We start from the raw sequence: 16,299 nt of genomic DNA, 5'->3' as shown, positions 1-16,299 counted from the left end.
GAGCTGCAATTTCTCATATAATAAGGTTTTTATATCGATAAAGGTTTCTCCAGTGGCTTCATTAAAAGATCAATTAGGCAGTTTGGTTTATTCCACAGAAAAAGGGCAGCTTTGTTCTGGTTGTGGTGAAGCTATCTCTGAGTGTGTGTGTGCAGAGCTGGAAGATAAAAACCGACTGGATAATTTAGATGGCATTGTTCGGATTCGTCGCGAAACCTCAGGCCGAAAGGGTAAAGGGGTAACGACAATTACCGGCATTCCTTTGCCTGAAAAAGAGCTTAAGGCTCTAGCCAAAAAGCTTAAAAAGGTTTGTGGTACAGGTGGTGCCTTGAAAGATGGTATCGTAGAGATCCAAGGTGATCAGCGAGACAAACTAAAAACGTTGTTGGAAAAAGAAGGCTTTACCGTCAAGTTGGCAGGAGGCTAGGATTGATGGCTAAGAAAAACTGCACCCGTTGTTTAGTCATGCGTTTTGCCTTAGTTTTTATGGCAATCGTTATTTTGTTTATGCTGAATGGGTTGAACCAATTTTTTAACTAGACACTTACAGGAAGGATAATCATGGATAGAAAACTTCTGTTTATGCCGCTATTGAGCGCTTTATTAATTATGCCGACCATGGCAGAAGCGCGGATCTACGAATATGTAGATGATAATGGTCGTAAAGTGTTTGTGGATCGCCTTTCAAAAATTCCTGCCAAATATCGTGATCAGATGGAAACGCGGGAGGAAAAGAAGGACAAGTTAGATCCCCTTGAACTCCAAGCTTTCAACCAAAGTACTGATGTAAAACAGCGTCAATTGGAACTGGATAAAGCTCGATCTGGTATCAAAGATGCGATGAAAAAGTGGATAACGCCTTTTCAGTTCCATGCCAACCGTATCGTTTTGCCTGTAAAAGTCTTTTATGGTGCTCGTTCAACTCAATTATCGTTGGTTATGGATACAGGGGCTTCTTACACGGTTGTTCACAAGCAAGCTATTAGCTCTTTAAATGCTCAATTACGAAAGGGGGGGGCTGCTAGGGTTGCCGATGGAAGTGTGGTCGATACGCAAAAGATTCACTTTGATCGCTTTGAGATAGGTCCTTACAAAGCGAAAGGAGTGACTGCGGGTGTATTAGATTATCAGGGAGGTAGCTCAGGAACTGATGGCTTGCTAGGAATGGACTTTCTATATCAAGCGCGCTACGAAATTGATCGTGAAAAGAAACATATTGTTTGGGACCCGCAGCGTTATCAAGAGTTACAAGATCAACTTGTCGAGATAGATAGGCTGGAGCAGGAGTTGAAGGGGGCACCCACTGCTCCAGCATCTGATAATCAACAGGAATCGGACGCTAGAAATAACGTTCCACAGTAAGCTGCAGGTGGTCATCCTGTTTTAGGCTATAACTCATGTCTGCTGGGTTATCAGCCGAAAAGAATCGGCCATCTAAACTTAGCTTCCAGTTATCCCCAAAACGTCTACTCGCTTCAATAATCATACTATTACTGTAGTAGTCCAAATCATGGCCAATACCGGCCAATACTTCGGTGCTTGCTGCATCGTTTAGAGTGAGCCTTGCACCCATGAATACGTCATTTTGGATAGCCGCGTCAGCTGATATACCGCGCTCATCCCAGCCATATTCCAGCAATACGCCTATGTCAGCAGAGCTGTCTTGAATACCGTAAAAGGTATATTCAAAACCACCTTGAGCAGCCCAATAGTTCTCGCTTTTAGTGTCGCGATGAATGGTTTCCAACTTCCAAAGCCAACTATCTAAAGTGGCTTGTAAGTCAAAACCAATCTGGTTCATCTGTTCGTAATGGGGTACTAAGATTGTCTGGCCATTCACTGACTGGACTTGTAATTTAGGATCTCGGTTGGTACCTCTAAACCAATAAGCACCTAAATCAAAATCACCAATCGTATGGCTCCAGCGAATTGCTGTATCTATATGTTTATTACCAGCGCTGGATTCAAAGGTCGCTCTATCAGTATCAACCACTAGGCCTGCACGTAGACGGCCATCTGTGCCAGCAAAGGTACGCTCTCGGAACCCTGGTAAAAGGTAAAGATCGATGATGCCCCAGTCTTTGACTAAGGATAGATTGATCATCTGCTGACCAAGTTTATCCTCCCCGTCAAAGTCTTCGACACCATCTGTCTGGTTGATTACATCAACGAGATGTTGGAATTCGGTAACTCCCCAAAAGACTTTACGCAGGCCAGTACGAAGTTCCCAATCGTCGGAGACATGCACCCAGCTTAACTCACGAATATCTCCGTGGGTTCGTTCGCTGTCATTTTCATCTAAACGAAGAAAAGGGGTAAAGGTTAAGCTATCAGCACCATCGTTCCACTCCCAATAAAGCTCCGGCTCGAAAGAGAATGACAAATTGGTGTCGTAGTCTTGCCCCGCGAATTGAGCGCTTTGAGTAAAGAGGCGCAAGTCGGCGGTGGCTTTACCCGACAACTCAAAGTAGGTTTCTGCCTGAGCAGGCAGGGCTGTTAAAAGCCCTGCTGCCAGTGCAGTTGTGAACGTCTGCCTAATCATCTTAGCGCGCTCGCTTTAGCGTGTTTTTATTGAAGTCTTTATCAGTTAAACCTGTTTTGAACTGATAAGAACCATAGGTAAGGTCTGTGCTTTTACCTGTTTGGTGATTCACCATTTTCATTAGATCTGGACGCCAGTGCTTACCTTCATACTCTTTGTATTCATGATAAGTTAGCGTCTTAAGTTCAGAATCTTTACGGTCATAGAAATCGATTTTCCAAGGACGGTATTCTGCTTGATCTAACCACACTACGCGTCGGGTATAACCAGAGTTCTTATCCACTGGGTATTGTTCTACAACATAACAAGTTCCGCCTTCACAAGCTTCGTCACGTAGATACTTGTAAGTGTATTTTTCTACCTCAAAGGAAGATAGATCTTCGTAAGCAAACTCAGAACCCATAAATGGACCGGATTTGTTACGCGAAGCAATACGTTTTACGCGTTTAAGAGCAGGTAAGTACAGCCACTGATCATCTGCACCGACAGGGTGTGAGAAGCTTAAAAACGCTGTGCCTTTAACATCTCTAGGCTTGTCGAAAACCGATAGGCTTTTATCACCATCGTTATCAACTTCTAAAGACTTCATACGAATCTCGCGCACACTTTCCTGACCCTGTTTGTTACGCAGAATCATATTCATCTGCGCTTGCATATCAGTCCAGCCAAGATCACTTGCTTTAGCTTCTTCTGCAATGCGTAGGCCTTTTTCTTCAGCGGTTTCAGCAATCGCAACGCCTGAAGTCAGAATCATGCCTGCAATGCATACAGATTTAAGCGGGTTGGTTAACAGAGTCATCTTTCTCTCCTTCAGAGTTTTTAAGTGCTGCATTAGCAGGTTGTACAGGGCCAGTTTGTGTCAGGTCAGTTTGCATAGGATCATTGCTTTCTGAGTCTTCTTGCTCTTCTTTTGCTGTTTTATCTAGCATCATCAGAAGTGGTGGCAAGAATAGGAAGTCCACAATTAAAGCGATCAGAATGGTCAGCGCTGTTAGTAGACCCATATCGGCGTTCACTTTAAAGGTGGACTGAGCTAACACCATAAAGCCAGCTACCAATACAAAGGTGGTTATCCATAATGCTTTACCTACGCTAGCAAAGGCATAACCTACAGCTTCTTTACTGCTTTTATTACGATCTCTACGAGCATGTAGGTACTTGCTCAAGAAATGGACCGTATCATCTACCACGATACCTAGTGTCATACCGGCAACAACTGATAATGCTAGGCCTACCTGACCATCAATCAAGTACCAAACACCAAAGCCCATTGCTGCTGGCGCTAAGTTTGGAATCAGGCTGATAAAGCCGAATTTAACCGAGCGTAATGCAAAGCCAAGCAATACTGAGATCAGTACAAGCGCTAAAGATGTGCCGATCAACATGCTATAGATATTACGCTGACCAATATGTGCAAACATTAGGCTTGGACTCGCAATATCAACCTCATAGTTAGATGCATTCTCTGCAAACCAGTTATAGATGCGGCTTTCCAACTCAATCTGCTCGGTACTGGTCATATTATTGAACGTAGCGATGATACGAGTAGAAGACTTATCCACGTTTAACTGGTTATTTAGATCCAAACCGTAAGGCAGAGACATCTCGTACAATAATAGGTATTGCGCGGAAAGTTCACGTTCATCCGGTAGTTTGTAATACGCTGGATCATCACTGTGCATGTTTTTGTTTAAGCGTTTAATAATATCGCTCAACGTATTCACGTGATCAGTTTCAGGTTGTGCTCGTAGCCATTCTGTTAGATCTCCTACAGTTTTAAGGAACGCAGGGGAATTAATGCCACTGGCTTCTTTGGTATCGATGGAGATCTCCATTGCTGTCATGCCAGATAGATTATCTTGCATGTAATCAGTTGCCTGACGGAATGGCACGGTTTCATCGAAATACTTTACGAAGTCATCATTTAGCTTGTTTAGCGGTACTAAGAAAACGGCCGCAATCATCAAAACTGACATCGCTGGAAGTAGCACGCGACGCTTCGCGATTACAAGATCTGCCAGTTTGTGCATGAAGTCATTCTTACCTTCTTCAAGCGGTTTAACGTGGACAGGCAGTAAGCGCAGCATTGCAGGGAATATTGTTACCGAGAAGATAAAGGCAAGCATGACGCCCGCAGCAACCATATTACCCAGATCTCTGAATGGAGGAGAATCTGAGAAGTTCAGGCTTAAGAAGCCGATTGCAGTGGTCAAACTGGTTAAGAAAATTGGTTGGAAGTTAATCCGTAGACTGTCTTGAATCGCTTTCTCTTTCTTAACGCCCTGACGCATCTCATAAAACATAGTGGTCAGTATGTGCACACAATCTGCTACCGCTAAGGTTAGTACCATAATTGGGGTACTTGCAGATGGGCCAGTTAAGTAGAAACCTGTCCAGCCGGCTAAACCCATAGTTGCAGCAATAGAGAAAATGATCACGACAACAGTTGCTAAGGTACCGCTAAAATTGCGTAATAGCAGTACCATACCGATGATTACTACTAAGAACATCAAAGGCACTAGCGTCGCATTGTCTTCGATGGATGCTTCAGCAAAGCTGTTGTTCATCATTACCATACCTGAAAGGTGAACTTTCAGATTTGGGTTCGCTTGAACAAATTCATCGCGCATTTCACGAACTTTGCTCACAACCTGAGGTACTTCAACTACAGGATCAACACCCGGTAGCTGTACGGTGATGTTTACAACCGTGACATGAGCTTCTGGAGAGATCAGTTTGTTTACCAATAGCGGTTCATTAACCGCGATCTCTTTAAGTCTTGGCATATCCGCATCAGTCAACGTTTCAGCGTCTAATACTAGATCTTCGACGATCATGTCGTCGTCTTCAGACCAGGTATGCTGATAGTTGGTAATCGAATCTACGCGGGTAGAGTAGGGTACTTGCCAAGATTCAGTCGTGAGTTCTTGAATGGCTGCAAGGGTTTTAGGAGTAAACACTTCACCATTTTCGGGTGAGATGACAAAAGCAACATTGTCACTTTTGCTGTAAATCTTCTGCATCGCTTCGAATGCTGTCAGTTGAGGATTCTCATCACTGAAAAACACGCGATAGTCGCTTTTGAAGACCAGATTTTTAGCGCCATAAGTTGCGCCAACAACGAACATTATCGAGAAAAGAACGACCCAAATCGGGTGGTTCAACACGAATCGGAAAAGGCGATCTCTCATTTTCCTGCTCCAAGGGCCCTTGCGGGGTTGATTGCGGTTAAGCAATATTAGTTATTTCTTTTTTAATGACGAAACGTCATTAACTAAGGTTTAAAAAACGGTGCAAGCACCGCGTTTTTTAATTCTTCGCAGTTTATGCAGAACTGCACATCAACTGCTTTTGCTGAAGTTGTTTGACCTCATCAGCAAAAAGTTCGGTTTTAAAGCGCTGAATGCTCTCATGCCATGGATGGTCTTGGGTATAAGGCTTCCAATTTAGGCCATCTAGTAAAATGTTTGAGTGATTAACTAGCTCTCTTTCTAGTTGCATTTCAGCTCTAACGTTACAGCGATCGAGCGTTTCATGAAGCAAGGCAATAGTACCGAAGCTCATAGACCACAATGAAAACGCTACCTGAGCGGGGCAAAGGTGTGGTTGTAATGATAAATCACCACTCGCAAGGCCAGAGGAGATAACCTCTAGCATGCCGCCTAATAGCTTATTTTCTAGAATAAGGTGCTCTTCTTGACGTTTTTCGGTCGATTTTTCCCGAACTGATGGTGTCTTAGCAGAAAGAACCAGCATAAATTCTGTGGGGTTTAGCTGTGAATGGAGCATATAGCCATACCCAACGGCGAGCATCTTCTCGCGACTGCTTCCGTTATATTGAAAGGCACGTTCGAATAACGCCCCTAGTCGTCTCACACAACGGTTGCATAGACCGGTTAATAGGTCTTCTTTACAGGTAAAATGGTTGTATACCGTTCCTTTAGAGTAAGGCAGTCTTGCCACTACTTTATCTATAGTGAGCCCCGCTACACCTAATTCACTGATGATCTCTATAGCGGCTAGCATTATTTCTTCTTCACGTGCTTCTAAATCTGCTTCGTGAATAACTTTGGGGCTCATATTCTTTTTATTACCTATAAATGACGGTCCGTCAAAAATACTGTTTTTTGCTCAGCTGAGCAAGTGTGAAAATTGCAACAATCCGTTGCTATTAAGAAACAGTATTGCAACAACTAATGCCAGTTAATCGCTACTATTAGTGATTTTAATAATCTTTAATGTGTTAATTATCTAATTAAGGAAGTATTTATATTTTTTAAGGGCTTTAACTTAGAGGGATCTAGCGTATTTGTGCCTAATAGTCACAATAAAATTAGGTGAAATATTTTAATAAACCTGTTTTTGTCACGAAGTTGCATTGTTCTGTGTCTACACTGCTTACTGTCAAAAATGATAGTCCATATCTTTTTTGGCGCCTGGTTCCCCGGTATGGAACCAGGGGAGTTGATTCATAGATGAAGAAACTGTTGTTCAAACAGGAAAGGAGTGCTTGATATGAAAATACCAACCTACGTGCTTGCAGTAAAAAATGAACTTGAAGGTCAACTTCAGCTCGCTCCACAAGGAGTAAAGGCTGCAGACATGCCGGTGTGTTTTTCGCCAGAATACGCATCCCATCTTTTTAATTTCAGCGAATCTCGTGTTCAGTGTAAAGAGGGTGAGAGCGTTTTTCTGTTAAAGGGAGATGTGGATATTTCTGGCATCGCTCAGGAATCTGATTTTCCCGAAGCATTTAAAGCATTACTGAAAAATAATAACGATTTAGAGGAATGGACAGTGCTTCGGCAAAAGTCTGCTCTTTCTTCCGATTCACAAGAATACAAACGCAAGGTGCAAGAAGATCTCGCTCGAACACATATGTTGTTGAAAATAAACAAAACACTCATGTGATGAGCTGAAAAGACAAGGCCGCGAATAATCGCGGCCTTTTTCTATCTTAAGATCCGAAGTGGATCAAATATCCGCTTCTGCTAACTTAAGGTCTACAACCGATTTAAGTAGTTTAAATAAACGAATCGATGCGTCGATCTCTTCTTTACGGTTGGTCAAACTCTCGATATTCAAACCAACAGGAATACCAAGCGGCATCACTGCTTCTAGAATCTGCTCTAAATTGTTACGGCAGATACGAATAGATTCCTGCAGTGGGCTATGGGCATCCATAATACGGAAGCGAGTAGCTTCTGGTACAGAGATACCTAACCATTCCATAAATTCCAGTGTCTTAGTGCTACCACAAGGAGTGAAGGTCAGAATGACACGCTTTGGTTTAACACCATCTTCACGGCATTTACGCGCGTAGCTACTTAACATATCGATGGTAGCTTGAGCATCGTAAACCGCTTGAGAGATAAAGAATTCACAACCGTGTTCTGTCTTGCTTACCAAACGCTCGTGTTCATTGCGTTTGGATGCATGACGTTCAGCAATAGTTACACCGCCTAACTGAAACTCTGCTGGGTGCTCTGCAAGTGCAGCGTAAGCATCATTCAAGCTAAGTTGGATATCGCCATCAGAAGAAGGGCTGCCCACAAGCACCGTGTCGCGAACACCGTATTCGTTCCACGCTTCATCTAACCAAGCGATAAATGCTTCTTTATCACGCTGAGAAACACTCTTGTATGTGATAACCGGCTTATCTGCTTTTTCACGGATTAGCTTAGAGTAGGCACGTGGGTCTAAAGTGCGCATAAATGGAAACGGACGTGGTTTGTCGATACGGCTACTTTCATCCTGAATGTCATAAACAATCAGACCATCAAAATCGACATGCTGTAGACGCTCGAGCAGTTTATCCGCAATGCCTTGAGCGGTCTCTTCTGCAGTACCATCTTTCGGAGGTGTAGTACCAAATAGATATACTCCGCGGCGGTCGTCAGCAAACTTTGTTCTTAAATCCTGTTTCATTGTAGTTTTTCAATTTCTTTCTAAGCTTTAATTGCTGGCTATTCTATCAATTAATATTATTCATGTGTTTAAGTTATAAGATGAAAGTTTTTTGGTTAGAGTTGAGCAAATTTAATAGGCTATAGAAAAACGTTGGGAGTAGTGAGTTGAGCCAACCAGGTTTTGATCTATCTGAAGCAAGTAAAGCGATTGAAAAATCAGGCGAGGGGATACCGCCATTAGATAAATGGAACCCTGATTTTTGCGGCGATATAGATATGCGCATCGCCCGTGATGGTAAGTGGTTCTACCAAGGCACAATTATCAGTCGTCCTGCAATGGTTAAACTGTTCTCTAGAGTACTTTGGTTAGAAGAGGGAAAGTACTTTTTAAAAACGCCGGTGGAGAAAGTCGGGATTGAAGTAGAGGATGCAGCTTTTCTGATGACCGAAGTCCAAGTACAAGAGGGCGAAAATGGACCTGAGTATCAATTTACAAGCACGACTGGGGATAAAGTTGTTATTGGCAAAGAGCATTCGCTTTGGGTTGAAGAGTGTAGTGAAACCTCTGAACCGGCCCCTTACGTTGATGTTCGTTTTGGGATGAAAGGTCTTCTTCATCGAAATGTTTTTTATGAATTAGTCGAATTAGCGAAAGAACAAGAGATCGATAATAAACAGGTACTGGTTATCGAAAGTCAGGGTGTAACTTTCATATTAGGAGAAGTATCCTAAATTTAATTTAGGTAAAGTGAATTTAATCACGCCTGAGCATGAAGTTAAGTGGGGAAGTAATGGCGTCAGAGAATCGTTTTTCAATCTTACTGATAATTAAACAATCAGAAGAATTAGAGTCTCTTTGCAATATGGTGAAACGGCATTTTCCACGTTTCTATATTGCCCACAATGAAGAGGATGCTCTTTCCCTTATCGTAGAACATAAAATAGATGTTCTACTGATGGGGTTGCACACGATTCAGGAAAATGAAATTTGCTATCTTCATCTGATTAGCGCCAAGAAAAACATTGAGAAAATTCTTTTCAAGAAAATTGTTTTTTGTAGTCGTGAAGATCTCAAAGAAGCCTTTTCTATCTGCAATAAGGACGTATTTGACGACTACTTTATTGTCCGCCCACTATACGATCCATATCATTTGCTACTTCGCTTACGCTTTATCCGTCGTGCCCTGCATGAGCAATCTAGTTCAGAGCGTAATGATTTCTCAGTGGAAAGTTTATGCGACTACTTTGACCAGATAATCTCCTGTAATGAAGAAATATCTGATCTCAATGCTGAAAGTTATGAAAAACTCATGCATCTGGTTTCTTTCTCTATGGATAGGATGAAGGAGAAAGTAATCGAAGAGGGTGGATTGCATGAGGACCATCACGCTGATATGCGAAGCCTGTTTGACCAGCATAAAGAGCAGCATTTGCGTGAAGTCGAGCTACAACAAACTTCTGTTAAGCAGAGTCTTCAAGCGAAAGTGGATCGTTCAACTAATCTAACTAAACAGCAAAAAGAGACTCTGCAAACTAGCGATACAGTTGTGTTTGACGATAGCAATATTTTGCTGCTTGAGGACGAGAGTGAACAACGAGATCAGATTAAAGCAATTCTAGATTCAGGTGGTTATAAAGCACAAGTTTCGGGATGCGCGACACACTCCCTGAAGCTACTTCAAAGCTGGAAACCGGACATCGTCTTACTGGATTTAACGCTTCCAGATATGAGTGCATTATTTGTTATCGATAAGATCAAAAAAGATCCGGAAATGGCGCACACTCGAATTATGGTTTTGGCTAAACCGGGTGATACCCAGAATGCGCAAGAAGCGATGAAACAAGGCGTGCATGAAGTGATTTTAAAGCCAATCGACCGCGATATGCTGCTTTATAAAATGGGGCACAACCTTCAAGCCCTGAATGATCAAGGCAAGTAATTCTAAAAGGGAGTTCTCGTATCTAGCGAGATCTCCTTTGTTCTGAAATCGTAATTCCCTACCGTTTATTTTCTTTCATACACCGGATTAAACCTCTTTCAGTCTTTTAGCAACTACCAGCCCAGCTAATCTCAAATAATCATCTATATTTTATAAGTAACCTATTGAATGCATACAGGATTGATATGCGAAAAATTGTGTCTTTGAGTATTTGGCTGTTGGTAACATTGGGGACAGCAGGATCGGCCGTGGCTGAATCTAAGATCATGCTGATCCATAGTTATCATCAAGAGATGAAGTGGGTAGAAGATCTTACAATAGGCGTAAAGCAGGAATTAGGTGAGGAGTACCAGTTATTCATTCACCATATGGATACTAAACGTTTACCCAAAGGGATGTTTAAGTACAGTGCCGAGAGAGCTTTAAGGGCGTATCAAGAACAAAAGCCTGATCTAGTGATCATCTGTGATGATAATGCTTTTGGCTTGTTGGGAGAAAGGATCGCGGAAACTACCCCCGTGGTTTTTTGCGGCATTAACTCGGACATTCGCCGTGATTATCCTTGGGTTATCAATTCAAATAATATTACCGGTGTAGTTGAGCGTCCTATGATAAAGCGTTCAATTGTAGAGTTTGCTCGGGCTACACGTTTAAAACTTCACCAAGTACTGATTTTGTTGGGTGATAGCTTAACGGCTGATGCGATTTATCATTATGACTTAGGCGGGAAATCTCATTTTAGTATTGCTAAGAACATCCGCGCTGATGTTGTTAGGGTTTCCAATGCAGAAGCTTGGAAAGAGCAAATCAAACTAAGCAAGAAACAAGGGTATGATCTTATCTTGATAGCGGGCTATGCCGCTATGCATGAAGAGAATGGTGAATACGTAAGTTTTGATGATTTAAGCCATTGGGTTGCATTAAATTCACCCGTTATGACAATAACTTCGCATGAGCAAGCCATCGGTAAAGGTCGAGTCATGGCAGGGATGGTGGTTAGTGGCATTTTAATGGGCCAAGATGCTGCAAATTTGGCGAAGCAATTACTCGTGCTACCTAAAGATAGTCATCAAATTCCAATTCATTTTCAAAGTCAGGGAAAGATGATTTTAAGTCGTCATGAGCTGAGAAACTGGGGCCTTAAGGTCGATAACATCACATCAAGATCGCTTATTCTTTTACCTTAAATGACAACTAAAGGGATTTAGTTCGTTTGAGGGCATATTATCCCAAGCAATTGTTAATGTAATCTAACGGTAAATACTAAATTCCTGCTATCTTATAATTACATGTCCACGACATACGTACTGCTGTATTGATATATTCTTTCTAGTTGGCTTGGTACAGGGAGTATCTGTTGAGAAAAACGATTGTACGTACCCTATATTTGATCGCCGGATTTATCTGTGTGCTTCTCGGTTTGATCGGGGTTATTTTACCTTTACTACCAACAACGCCATTCCTTTTAGTAGCGGCTTTTTGCTTCTCACGAAGTTCAGAGAGACTTCATCAGGCACTACTGCAAAACAAACTATTTGGTAAGATTATCCAAGACTGGGAAACGGACGGAGTTATTCCGTTGAAAGCTAAATGGTTAGCAACGGTGATGATGCTAGCTATGGTTAGTTATCCGCTGATTTTTAAAACCTTCCATTACGGTCTCAAATTGGTCGTCGTTGCTACAATTGTCTTTGCGCTTTGTTATATCTGGACTCGTCCATCAGAGCCTTTACTAAAAGGTAATGAGGGGTGATATGAGCTTGATCCGGTTTATTCTTTTCTTCTTAGTTAGTACTCACCTTTTAGCGGTTGAACAGCTGGTATTTACAGCAGAAGAAAAGGAATACCTTGCTTCTAAACAGCAGGTCACGATGTGTATTGATCCGGATTGGTTACCGTTCGAAGCGATAAATGCCCAAGGGAAGCATGTGGGGTTGTCTGCTGATTTTATGGCAGAGTATTCAAAGATGATGGGGATTCCTATCCAGCTAGTGCCGACTAAAAGCTGGAGCGAGTCTTTACACAAAGCTAAGGCTAGAGAGTGCGATATTTTATCGATGTTGAACGAAAGCCCTGAGCGTAGTGCGTACCTCAATTTTACTGCACCTTATGTAACTGCCGCCGTTGCTTTGGTAAGTCGCTCGGATGTGTTGTTTATCGATGGCTTACCGGCGTTGCAAGGCAAAGTGTTGGCCATGCCCAAAAATTATATCTATGAAGAACTCATCCGCCGAGATTATCCTCTGATCCAAGTGGTTTATACAAAAAACCAAAAGGAAGCGATTAAGCTTGTTTCATCTGGAAAGGCTTATGCTTCCATCGGTACGCAAATTAGTATGTTGCGAGATATCCAAGAAGTAGCGACGACTAATGTGAAAGTGGCAGGCTTTACTGAATATAAAAGTGTTTTGAGAGTTGGGGTTCGAAAAGATGATGCGCTTTTACTCAGTATATTTTCTAAAGCGGTAGATAGCTTGCCGCCGCAAAAGACTAACGAAATTTTACAGCGTTGGTATAGCGTTACGGTTCAAAACAAAGTCGATCAAACTTTGTTGTGGCAACTGCTGGTGGTCTTTTTCCTAATCTCTATGATCTTTGTTGTCCGATTTAGAAGTATCAGGCAATTTAACAAGATTCTTAAGGAGAAGAATAAACAGCTAGAGCGTATCAGTCAGACTGATCATTTAACCGGTTTATTTAATCGTTTAAAAACTGATGCTGTGATCAAAGCTGAAGTCGCCCGAGCAGAGCGCTACGGCGGGAGCTTCTGCGTTATGCTGTTTGATATTGACCACTTTAAGGCAGTGAATGATAACTGTGGACACCAGGTAGGGGATAAAGTGCTTATTGAGGTCAGTAACTTGGTGAGAACTAATATCCGAGAATCAGACATCCTTGGCCGCTGGGGTGGAGAAGAATTTATGTTAGTGACTCCTGAAATGGATATCAGTGGTGCTGAGAAGTTAGCTAACAAGCTTCGATTGTTAGTACAGGATCATATATTCCCAAATCAAATTGATATCACTGTTAGTTTTGGTGTAGCAGAGTACAAGATGGGAGACAGCCCTGATGCGTTGCTCAACACCGCTGATAAAATGTTATACAAATCTAAAGAAGCTGGTCGAAATAGGGTGACGATTAGCTAGAAAGATCTCACAAATCACCTTTCGCACGGGAGGTGAAATTTCGCTTCCTTTCCTCCTTACCATCAAAAAATCTATCTTTTTATCGTTTTTCAATGTGAAAGTTTCTCATTAAAAACTAGATAAAATTTTACTAAAAACACTTAAATGCCCAGAAAACCAAGGAATTACTGGGGTTTAAAGTGTTTTTAAAACAATGTCCCAAAATTTATATACAAAATAGATAAAATTTTACTAAAAACGCGCTTTTATTAAGGTTATTTGGCACTAGGATTAAGGTATCTACAGTTACTGAGGCATATAGAGCGACAGTGATTGGTAACAGCAGTAATGATTAATCGAAAAATGTGCAGGTAAACGTTATGAGCACTATCAATAAAGGCTCTTCACAAAAATTTAGAATCGCGATGCTGGACGAACAGGGCAGCTTAGCGGGCTGGAGTCGTGAGATAGAGGGATCTGAATTTAATTGGGCGTTTGTTCGTTTAGATTCTAAACAGAGCTTAATCGACCAATTAGAACAAAACACATTTGATGCGGTTATCTTGCCTTGCTCTATGCGTGCAGTAGTCGATATAGAATTGATGGCTAAGTTAGCTCGCATCCAGCCGCAGTCTGTTAGAGTCTTTCTAGGAGCTGAGTTTTGGAATGCAGGACATAAAGCAAAAGCTGCTGAAATTGCCCATCGAATTTACCCAAACAATGTTTCTATCAAACAGGTTGGTGAAGAGTTGGAATATCAGGTTAAGTTGGTGAAACTGCTTAATCGTTCCACCTTGCAGACGTATGTTTCTACAGTGGGTTGTTTGCCATCTCCACCAAGTATGTATCGCCAGCTGACAGAAGCGGTTAACTCAGATGTTGCTGATCTAACTGAGATTAGTGAAATTATTGAGCAGGACCCATCGGTTGTTGCACAAATAATGAAACAGGTTAATTCGGCTTTCTTTGGTTTCAATCGCCAGATTTCTGATCTGAGAGAAGCAATCTCTTTACTGGGGGTACGAAATCTTAGAAGTATGGCTTTGAGTAGCCAGTTGAATAAGCAATTTAAGCAGGGAGATGATTGGAATCAGTTCTCCTTTGAGCAAATGGGCCAGCGTTCTTTATTGGTGGCACGTTTAGCTCAAGCGTTATCCAGAAGAGCAGGTGCGAGCAAGGCAGTGCAGGATCAAGCATTCTTGGCCGGCTTGTTACACGATTTGGGTGTCATGATTATGGCTGCTCATGACCCGGCTCAGTATAAAAAATTGATCAACTACGCCGTTAAAAAACAGAAGCCAATTTATTTGGTAGAGAAAGCTGCCTTTGGTTTCTTCCATGGTGAAGTGGCAGCTGCCTTATTGGCACTATGGAATTTACCGCCGCAGGTCGTTGAGGCAGTCATGTTACACCATGTCCCTCATCTATCTTCGGCAACAGAATTTAGTCCGTTAACTGCAGTACATGTTGCGGATGCTATGCTTCCATCAGTTGATGTGGCAGGAGAATGTGATCTGGCGAGTAGCTTATCGCTACGCTACCTAGATCAAGTGGGTGTTATGGATGAGGTCCCACAATGGCGCATTGTCGCTAACGAATATCGTGTTCGCATGGTATCCAATTTATAGAGAGGATCTCTTTTCGCTGGAAAGATGCCAGTCCTTACTGGGAACATACGTCGGGGTCTGTGAAAGGTAAGGGTTGGCTTTCTTTTATTTTCGCTGTTTAACTAGTAACTCAATAATCTTGTTACAATTCCTGCTTTCCATCTTCTACTGGCATCGTTGTGGCTAGATCAAACAATTCATCTCCTAAAACGCCTACTCAAAAAACCAAACGAAAATCTGGTTTGCATCCGCGCAATCCGCATGCAGCACCTTATGATATTCCTCGTTTGGTTAAAGCTTTTCCTGAGTTAGCTGAATACACCTATGAAACGCCACGAGGTGAAACCTCTATTCGTTTTGCAGAGCCTAAAGCGGTAAAGCTGTTAAACCAGGCTTTATTAGGCACTGAATATAAAATTCAGTTTTGGGATTTCCCTGAGGGCTACCTTTGCCCGCCAATTCCAGGGCGTGCTGATTATCTTCACTACATTGCCGATCTTCTGGCTGAATCTAATGGCGGGAAAGTACCGGTAGGTGCTCAAGTTCAGGGTCTAGATATAGGTACAGGGGCTAACTGTATCTATCCATTGATTGGCAGTCAGAGTTACGGTTGGAAGTTTGTCGGTAGTGATATTGACCCTGTCTCTATTGCTTGCGCGGAGCAGATAGTCAACGCCAATCCGGTTTTGAAAGGGAAGCTTAAGTGTCGACTACAGCCTTCATCACAGCAGGTATTTCAGCAGATTATTAAACCGTCTGATCGCTTTGCCTTTACTATGTGCAATCCGCCTTTCCATGCATCGCTTCAAGAAGCGACAGCAGGGACTAAACGGAAGATTAGAAATTTAAATCGTGGTAAGCAGACATCTTCCGGTAATGACCAAGTATTAAACTTTGCAGGCCAAGGGGCAGAGCTGTGGTGCAAAGGCGGGGAGATTGCTTTTGTACGTCAGATGATCAAGGAGAGTGCTGAATTTGCTGAGCAGTCACTTTGGTTTACCTGCTTGATATCCAAAAAAGATAACCTGCCCATGGTTTACCAAGCTTTAAAAAAGGTAAAAGCTAAAAAAGTAATCACTATAGAGATGTATCAAGGGCAAAAACTTACTCGTTTTGTGGCTTGGAGTTACCACTCAAACCAAGTACGAAGCGGTTGGTTTAGTCGGGACTAGATCA

General features: G+C 42.2%; 15 protein-coding genes. 10 read left to right on the top strand and 5 right to left on the bottom strand.

The window, feature by feature from the left end; genetic code table 11:
- Positions 1-52 precede the first annotated feature (52 nt).
- Both ACMXYN_RS12360 and ACMXYN_RS12355 read left to right on the top strand, forming a co-directional pair.
- Positions 53-427 carry a translation initiation factor Sui1 gene (locus ACMXYN_RS12360; RefSeq protein WP_415892085.1) on the top strand — a complete coding sequence of 125 codons (375 nt, stop codon included), beginning with the start codon at positions 53-55 and terminating at the stop codon, positions 425-427.
- Positions 428-561: 134 nt separating this feature from the next.
- Entirely contained in the window at positions 562-1,362 is an 801-nt protein-coding gene (locus ACMXYN_RS12355) for an aspartyl protease family protein (protein ID WP_415892084.1), read from the top strand.
- Here ACMXYN_RS12355 and ACMXYN_RS12350 read toward each other — a convergent pair.
- The 4 genes from ACMXYN_RS12350 to ACMXYN_RS12335 form a co-directional block, all read right to left on the bottom strand.
- Positions 1,340-2,542, bottom strand: a complete 1,203-nt coding sequence (locus ACMXYN_RS12350; RefSeq protein ID WP_415892083.1) for a hypothetical protein — start codon at positions 2,540-2,542, stop codon at positions 1,340-1,342. The two genes, ACMXYN_RS12355 and ACMXYN_RS12350, sit on opposite strands and share 23 nt — an antisense overlap.
- Position 2,543: 1 nt before the next feature.
- Positions 2,544-3,341, bottom strand: coding sequence for an outer membrane lipoprotein-sorting protein (locus ACMXYN_RS12345; RefSeq protein ID WP_415892082.1), 798 nt, complete (start codon positions 3,339-3,341; stop codon positions 2,544-2,546).
- A complete protein-coding gene (locus ACMXYN_RS12340) occupies positions 3,316-5,733 on the bottom strand; it encodes an efflux RND transporter permease subunit (RefSeq protein ID WP_415892081.1) in 2,418 nt (805 codons plus the stop codon). Before ACMXYN_RS12340 ends, ACMXYN_RS12345 begins: the two co-directional genes overlap by 26 nt.
- 133 nt (positions 5,734-5,866) lie before the next feature.
- On the bottom strand, positions 5,867-6,622 hold the full coding sequence (locus ACMXYN_RS12335) for a TetR/AcrR family transcriptional regulator (RefSeq protein ID WP_415892080.1): 756 nt from the start codon (positions 6,620-6,622) through the stop codon (positions 5,867-5,869).
- 435 nt (positions 6,623-7,057) lie between these two features.
- On the opposite strand from ACMXYN_RS12335, the gene ACMXYN_RS12330 reads away from it, so the two are divergent.
- Positions 7,058-7,453 (top strand): hypothetical protein, encoded by a 396-nt coding sequence (locus ACMXYN_RS12330; RefSeq protein ID WP_415892079.1) that lies wholly within the window; start codon positions 7,058-7,060, stop codon positions 7,451-7,453.
- Between the two features lie 63 nt (positions 7,454-7,516).
- Here the strand turns inward: ACMXYN_RS12330 and ACMXYN_RS12325 are convergent, their stop codons facing one another.
- Positions 7,517-8,470, bottom strand: coding sequence for a methylenetetrahydrofolate reductase (locus ACMXYN_RS12325; RefSeq protein WP_415892078.1), 954 nt, complete (start codon positions 8,468-8,470; stop codon positions 7,517-7,519).
- A gap of 146 nt (positions 8,471-8,616) precedes the next feature.
- On the opposite strand from ACMXYN_RS12325, the gene ACMXYN_RS12320 reads away from it, so the two are divergent.
- From ACMXYN_RS12320 to rlmF, 7 genes are all read left to right on the top strand, one after another.
- A complete protein-coding gene (locus ACMXYN_RS12320) occupies positions 8,617-9,183 on the top strand; it encodes a DUF1285 domain-containing protein (protein ID WP_415892077.1) in 567 nt (188 codons plus the stop codon).
- Positions 9,184-9,242: 59 nt separating this feature from the next.
- A complete protein-coding gene (locus tag ACMXYN_RS12315; protein ID WP_415892076.1) occupies positions 9,243-10,391 on the top strand; it encodes a response regulator in 1,149 nt (382 codons plus the stop codon).
- Between the two features lie 185 nt (positions 10,392-10,576).
- Positions 10,577-11,578, top strand: a complete 1,002-nt coding sequence (locus ACMXYN_RS12310) for a hypothetical protein (protein ID WP_415892075.1) — start codon at positions 10,577-10,579, stop codon at positions 11,576-11,578.
- A 170-nt stretch (positions 11,579-11,748) separates the two neighbouring features.
- On the top strand, positions 11,749-12,144 hold the full coding sequence (locus ACMXYN_RS12305) for a YbaN family protein (protein WP_415892074.1): 396 nt from the start codon (positions 11,749-11,751) through the stop codon (positions 12,142-12,144).
- 1 nt (position 12,145) lies between these two features.
- Entirely contained in the window at positions 12,146-13,537 is a 1,392-nt protein-coding gene (locus ACMXYN_RS12300) for a diguanylate cyclase (RefSeq protein WP_415892073.1), read from the top strand.
- 359 nt (positions 13,538-13,896) lie between these two features.
- A complete protein-coding gene (locus ACMXYN_RS12295; RefSeq protein ID WP_415892072.1) occupies positions 13,897-15,144 on the top strand; it encodes an HDOD domain-containing protein in 1,248 nt (415 codons plus the stop codon).
- Positions 15,145-15,302: 158 nt separating this feature from the next.
- Entirely contained in the window at positions 15,303-16,295 is a 993-nt protein-coding gene (gene rlmF / locus ACMXYN_RS12290) for a 23S rRNA (adenine(1618)-N(6))-methyltransferase RlmF (protein WP_415892071.1), read from the top strand.
- Positions 16,296-16,299: the final 4 nt, after the last annotated feature.

The sequence above is a fragment of the Neptuniibacter sp. PT8_73 genome (assembly GCF_047778045.1).
In the GTDB taxonomy this organism is placed as follows: Bacteria; Pseudomonadota; Gammaproteobacteria; order Pseudomonadales; family Balneatricaceae; genus Neptuniibacter.
This window is presented reverse-complemented; position numbering and strand designations above follow the sequence as displayed.

Excerpts from the sequence above, each read along its gene's own strand:
- ACMXYN_RS12315 (WP_415892076.1), top strand. The coding sequence starts at position 9,243 with ATGGCGTCAGAGAATCGTTTTTCAATCTTACTGATAATTAAACAATCA.
- ACMXYN_RS12325 (WP_415892078.1), bottom strand. The coding sequence starts at position 8,470 with ATGAAACAGGATTTAAGAACAAAGTTTGCTGACGACCGCCGCGGAGTA.
- ACMXYN_RS12310 (WP_415892075.1), top strand. The coding sequence starts at position 10,577 with ATGCGAAAAATTGTGTCTTTGAGTATTTGGCTGTTGGTAACATTGGGG.
- ACMXYN_RS12295 (WP_415892072.1), top strand. The coding sequence starts at position 13,897 with ATGAGCACTATCAATAAAGGCTCTTCACAAAAATTTAGAATCGCGATG.
- ACMXYN_RS12340 (WP_415892081.1), bottom strand. The coding sequence starts at position 5,733 with ATGAGAGATCGCCTTTTCCGATTCGTGTTGAACCACCCGATTTGGGTC.
- ACMXYN_RS12330 (WP_415892079.1), top strand. The coding sequence starts at position 7,058 with ATGAAAATACCAACCTACGTGCTTGCAGTAAAAAATGAACTTGAAGGT.
- ACMXYN_RS12335 (WP_415892080.1), bottom strand. The coding sequence starts at position 6,622 with ATGAGCCCCAAAGTTATTCACGAAGCAGATTTAGAAGCACGTGAAGAA.
- ACMXYN_RS12350 (WP_415892083.1), bottom strand. The coding sequence starts at position 2,542 with ATGATTAGGCAGACGTTCACAACTGCACTGGCAGCAGGGCTTTTAACA.
- ACMXYN_RS12355 (WP_415892084.1), top strand. The coding sequence starts at position 562 with ATGGATAGAAAACTTCTGTTTATGCCGCTATTGAGCGCTTTATTAATT.
- ACMXYN_RS12345 (WP_415892082.1), bottom strand. The coding sequence starts at position 3,341 with ATGACTCTGTTAACCAACCCGCTTAAATCTGTATGCATTGCAGGCATG.
- ACMXYN_RS12300 (WP_415892073.1), top strand. The coding sequence starts at position 12,146 with ATGAGCTTGATCCGGTTTATTCTTTTCTTCTTAGTTAGTACTCACCTT.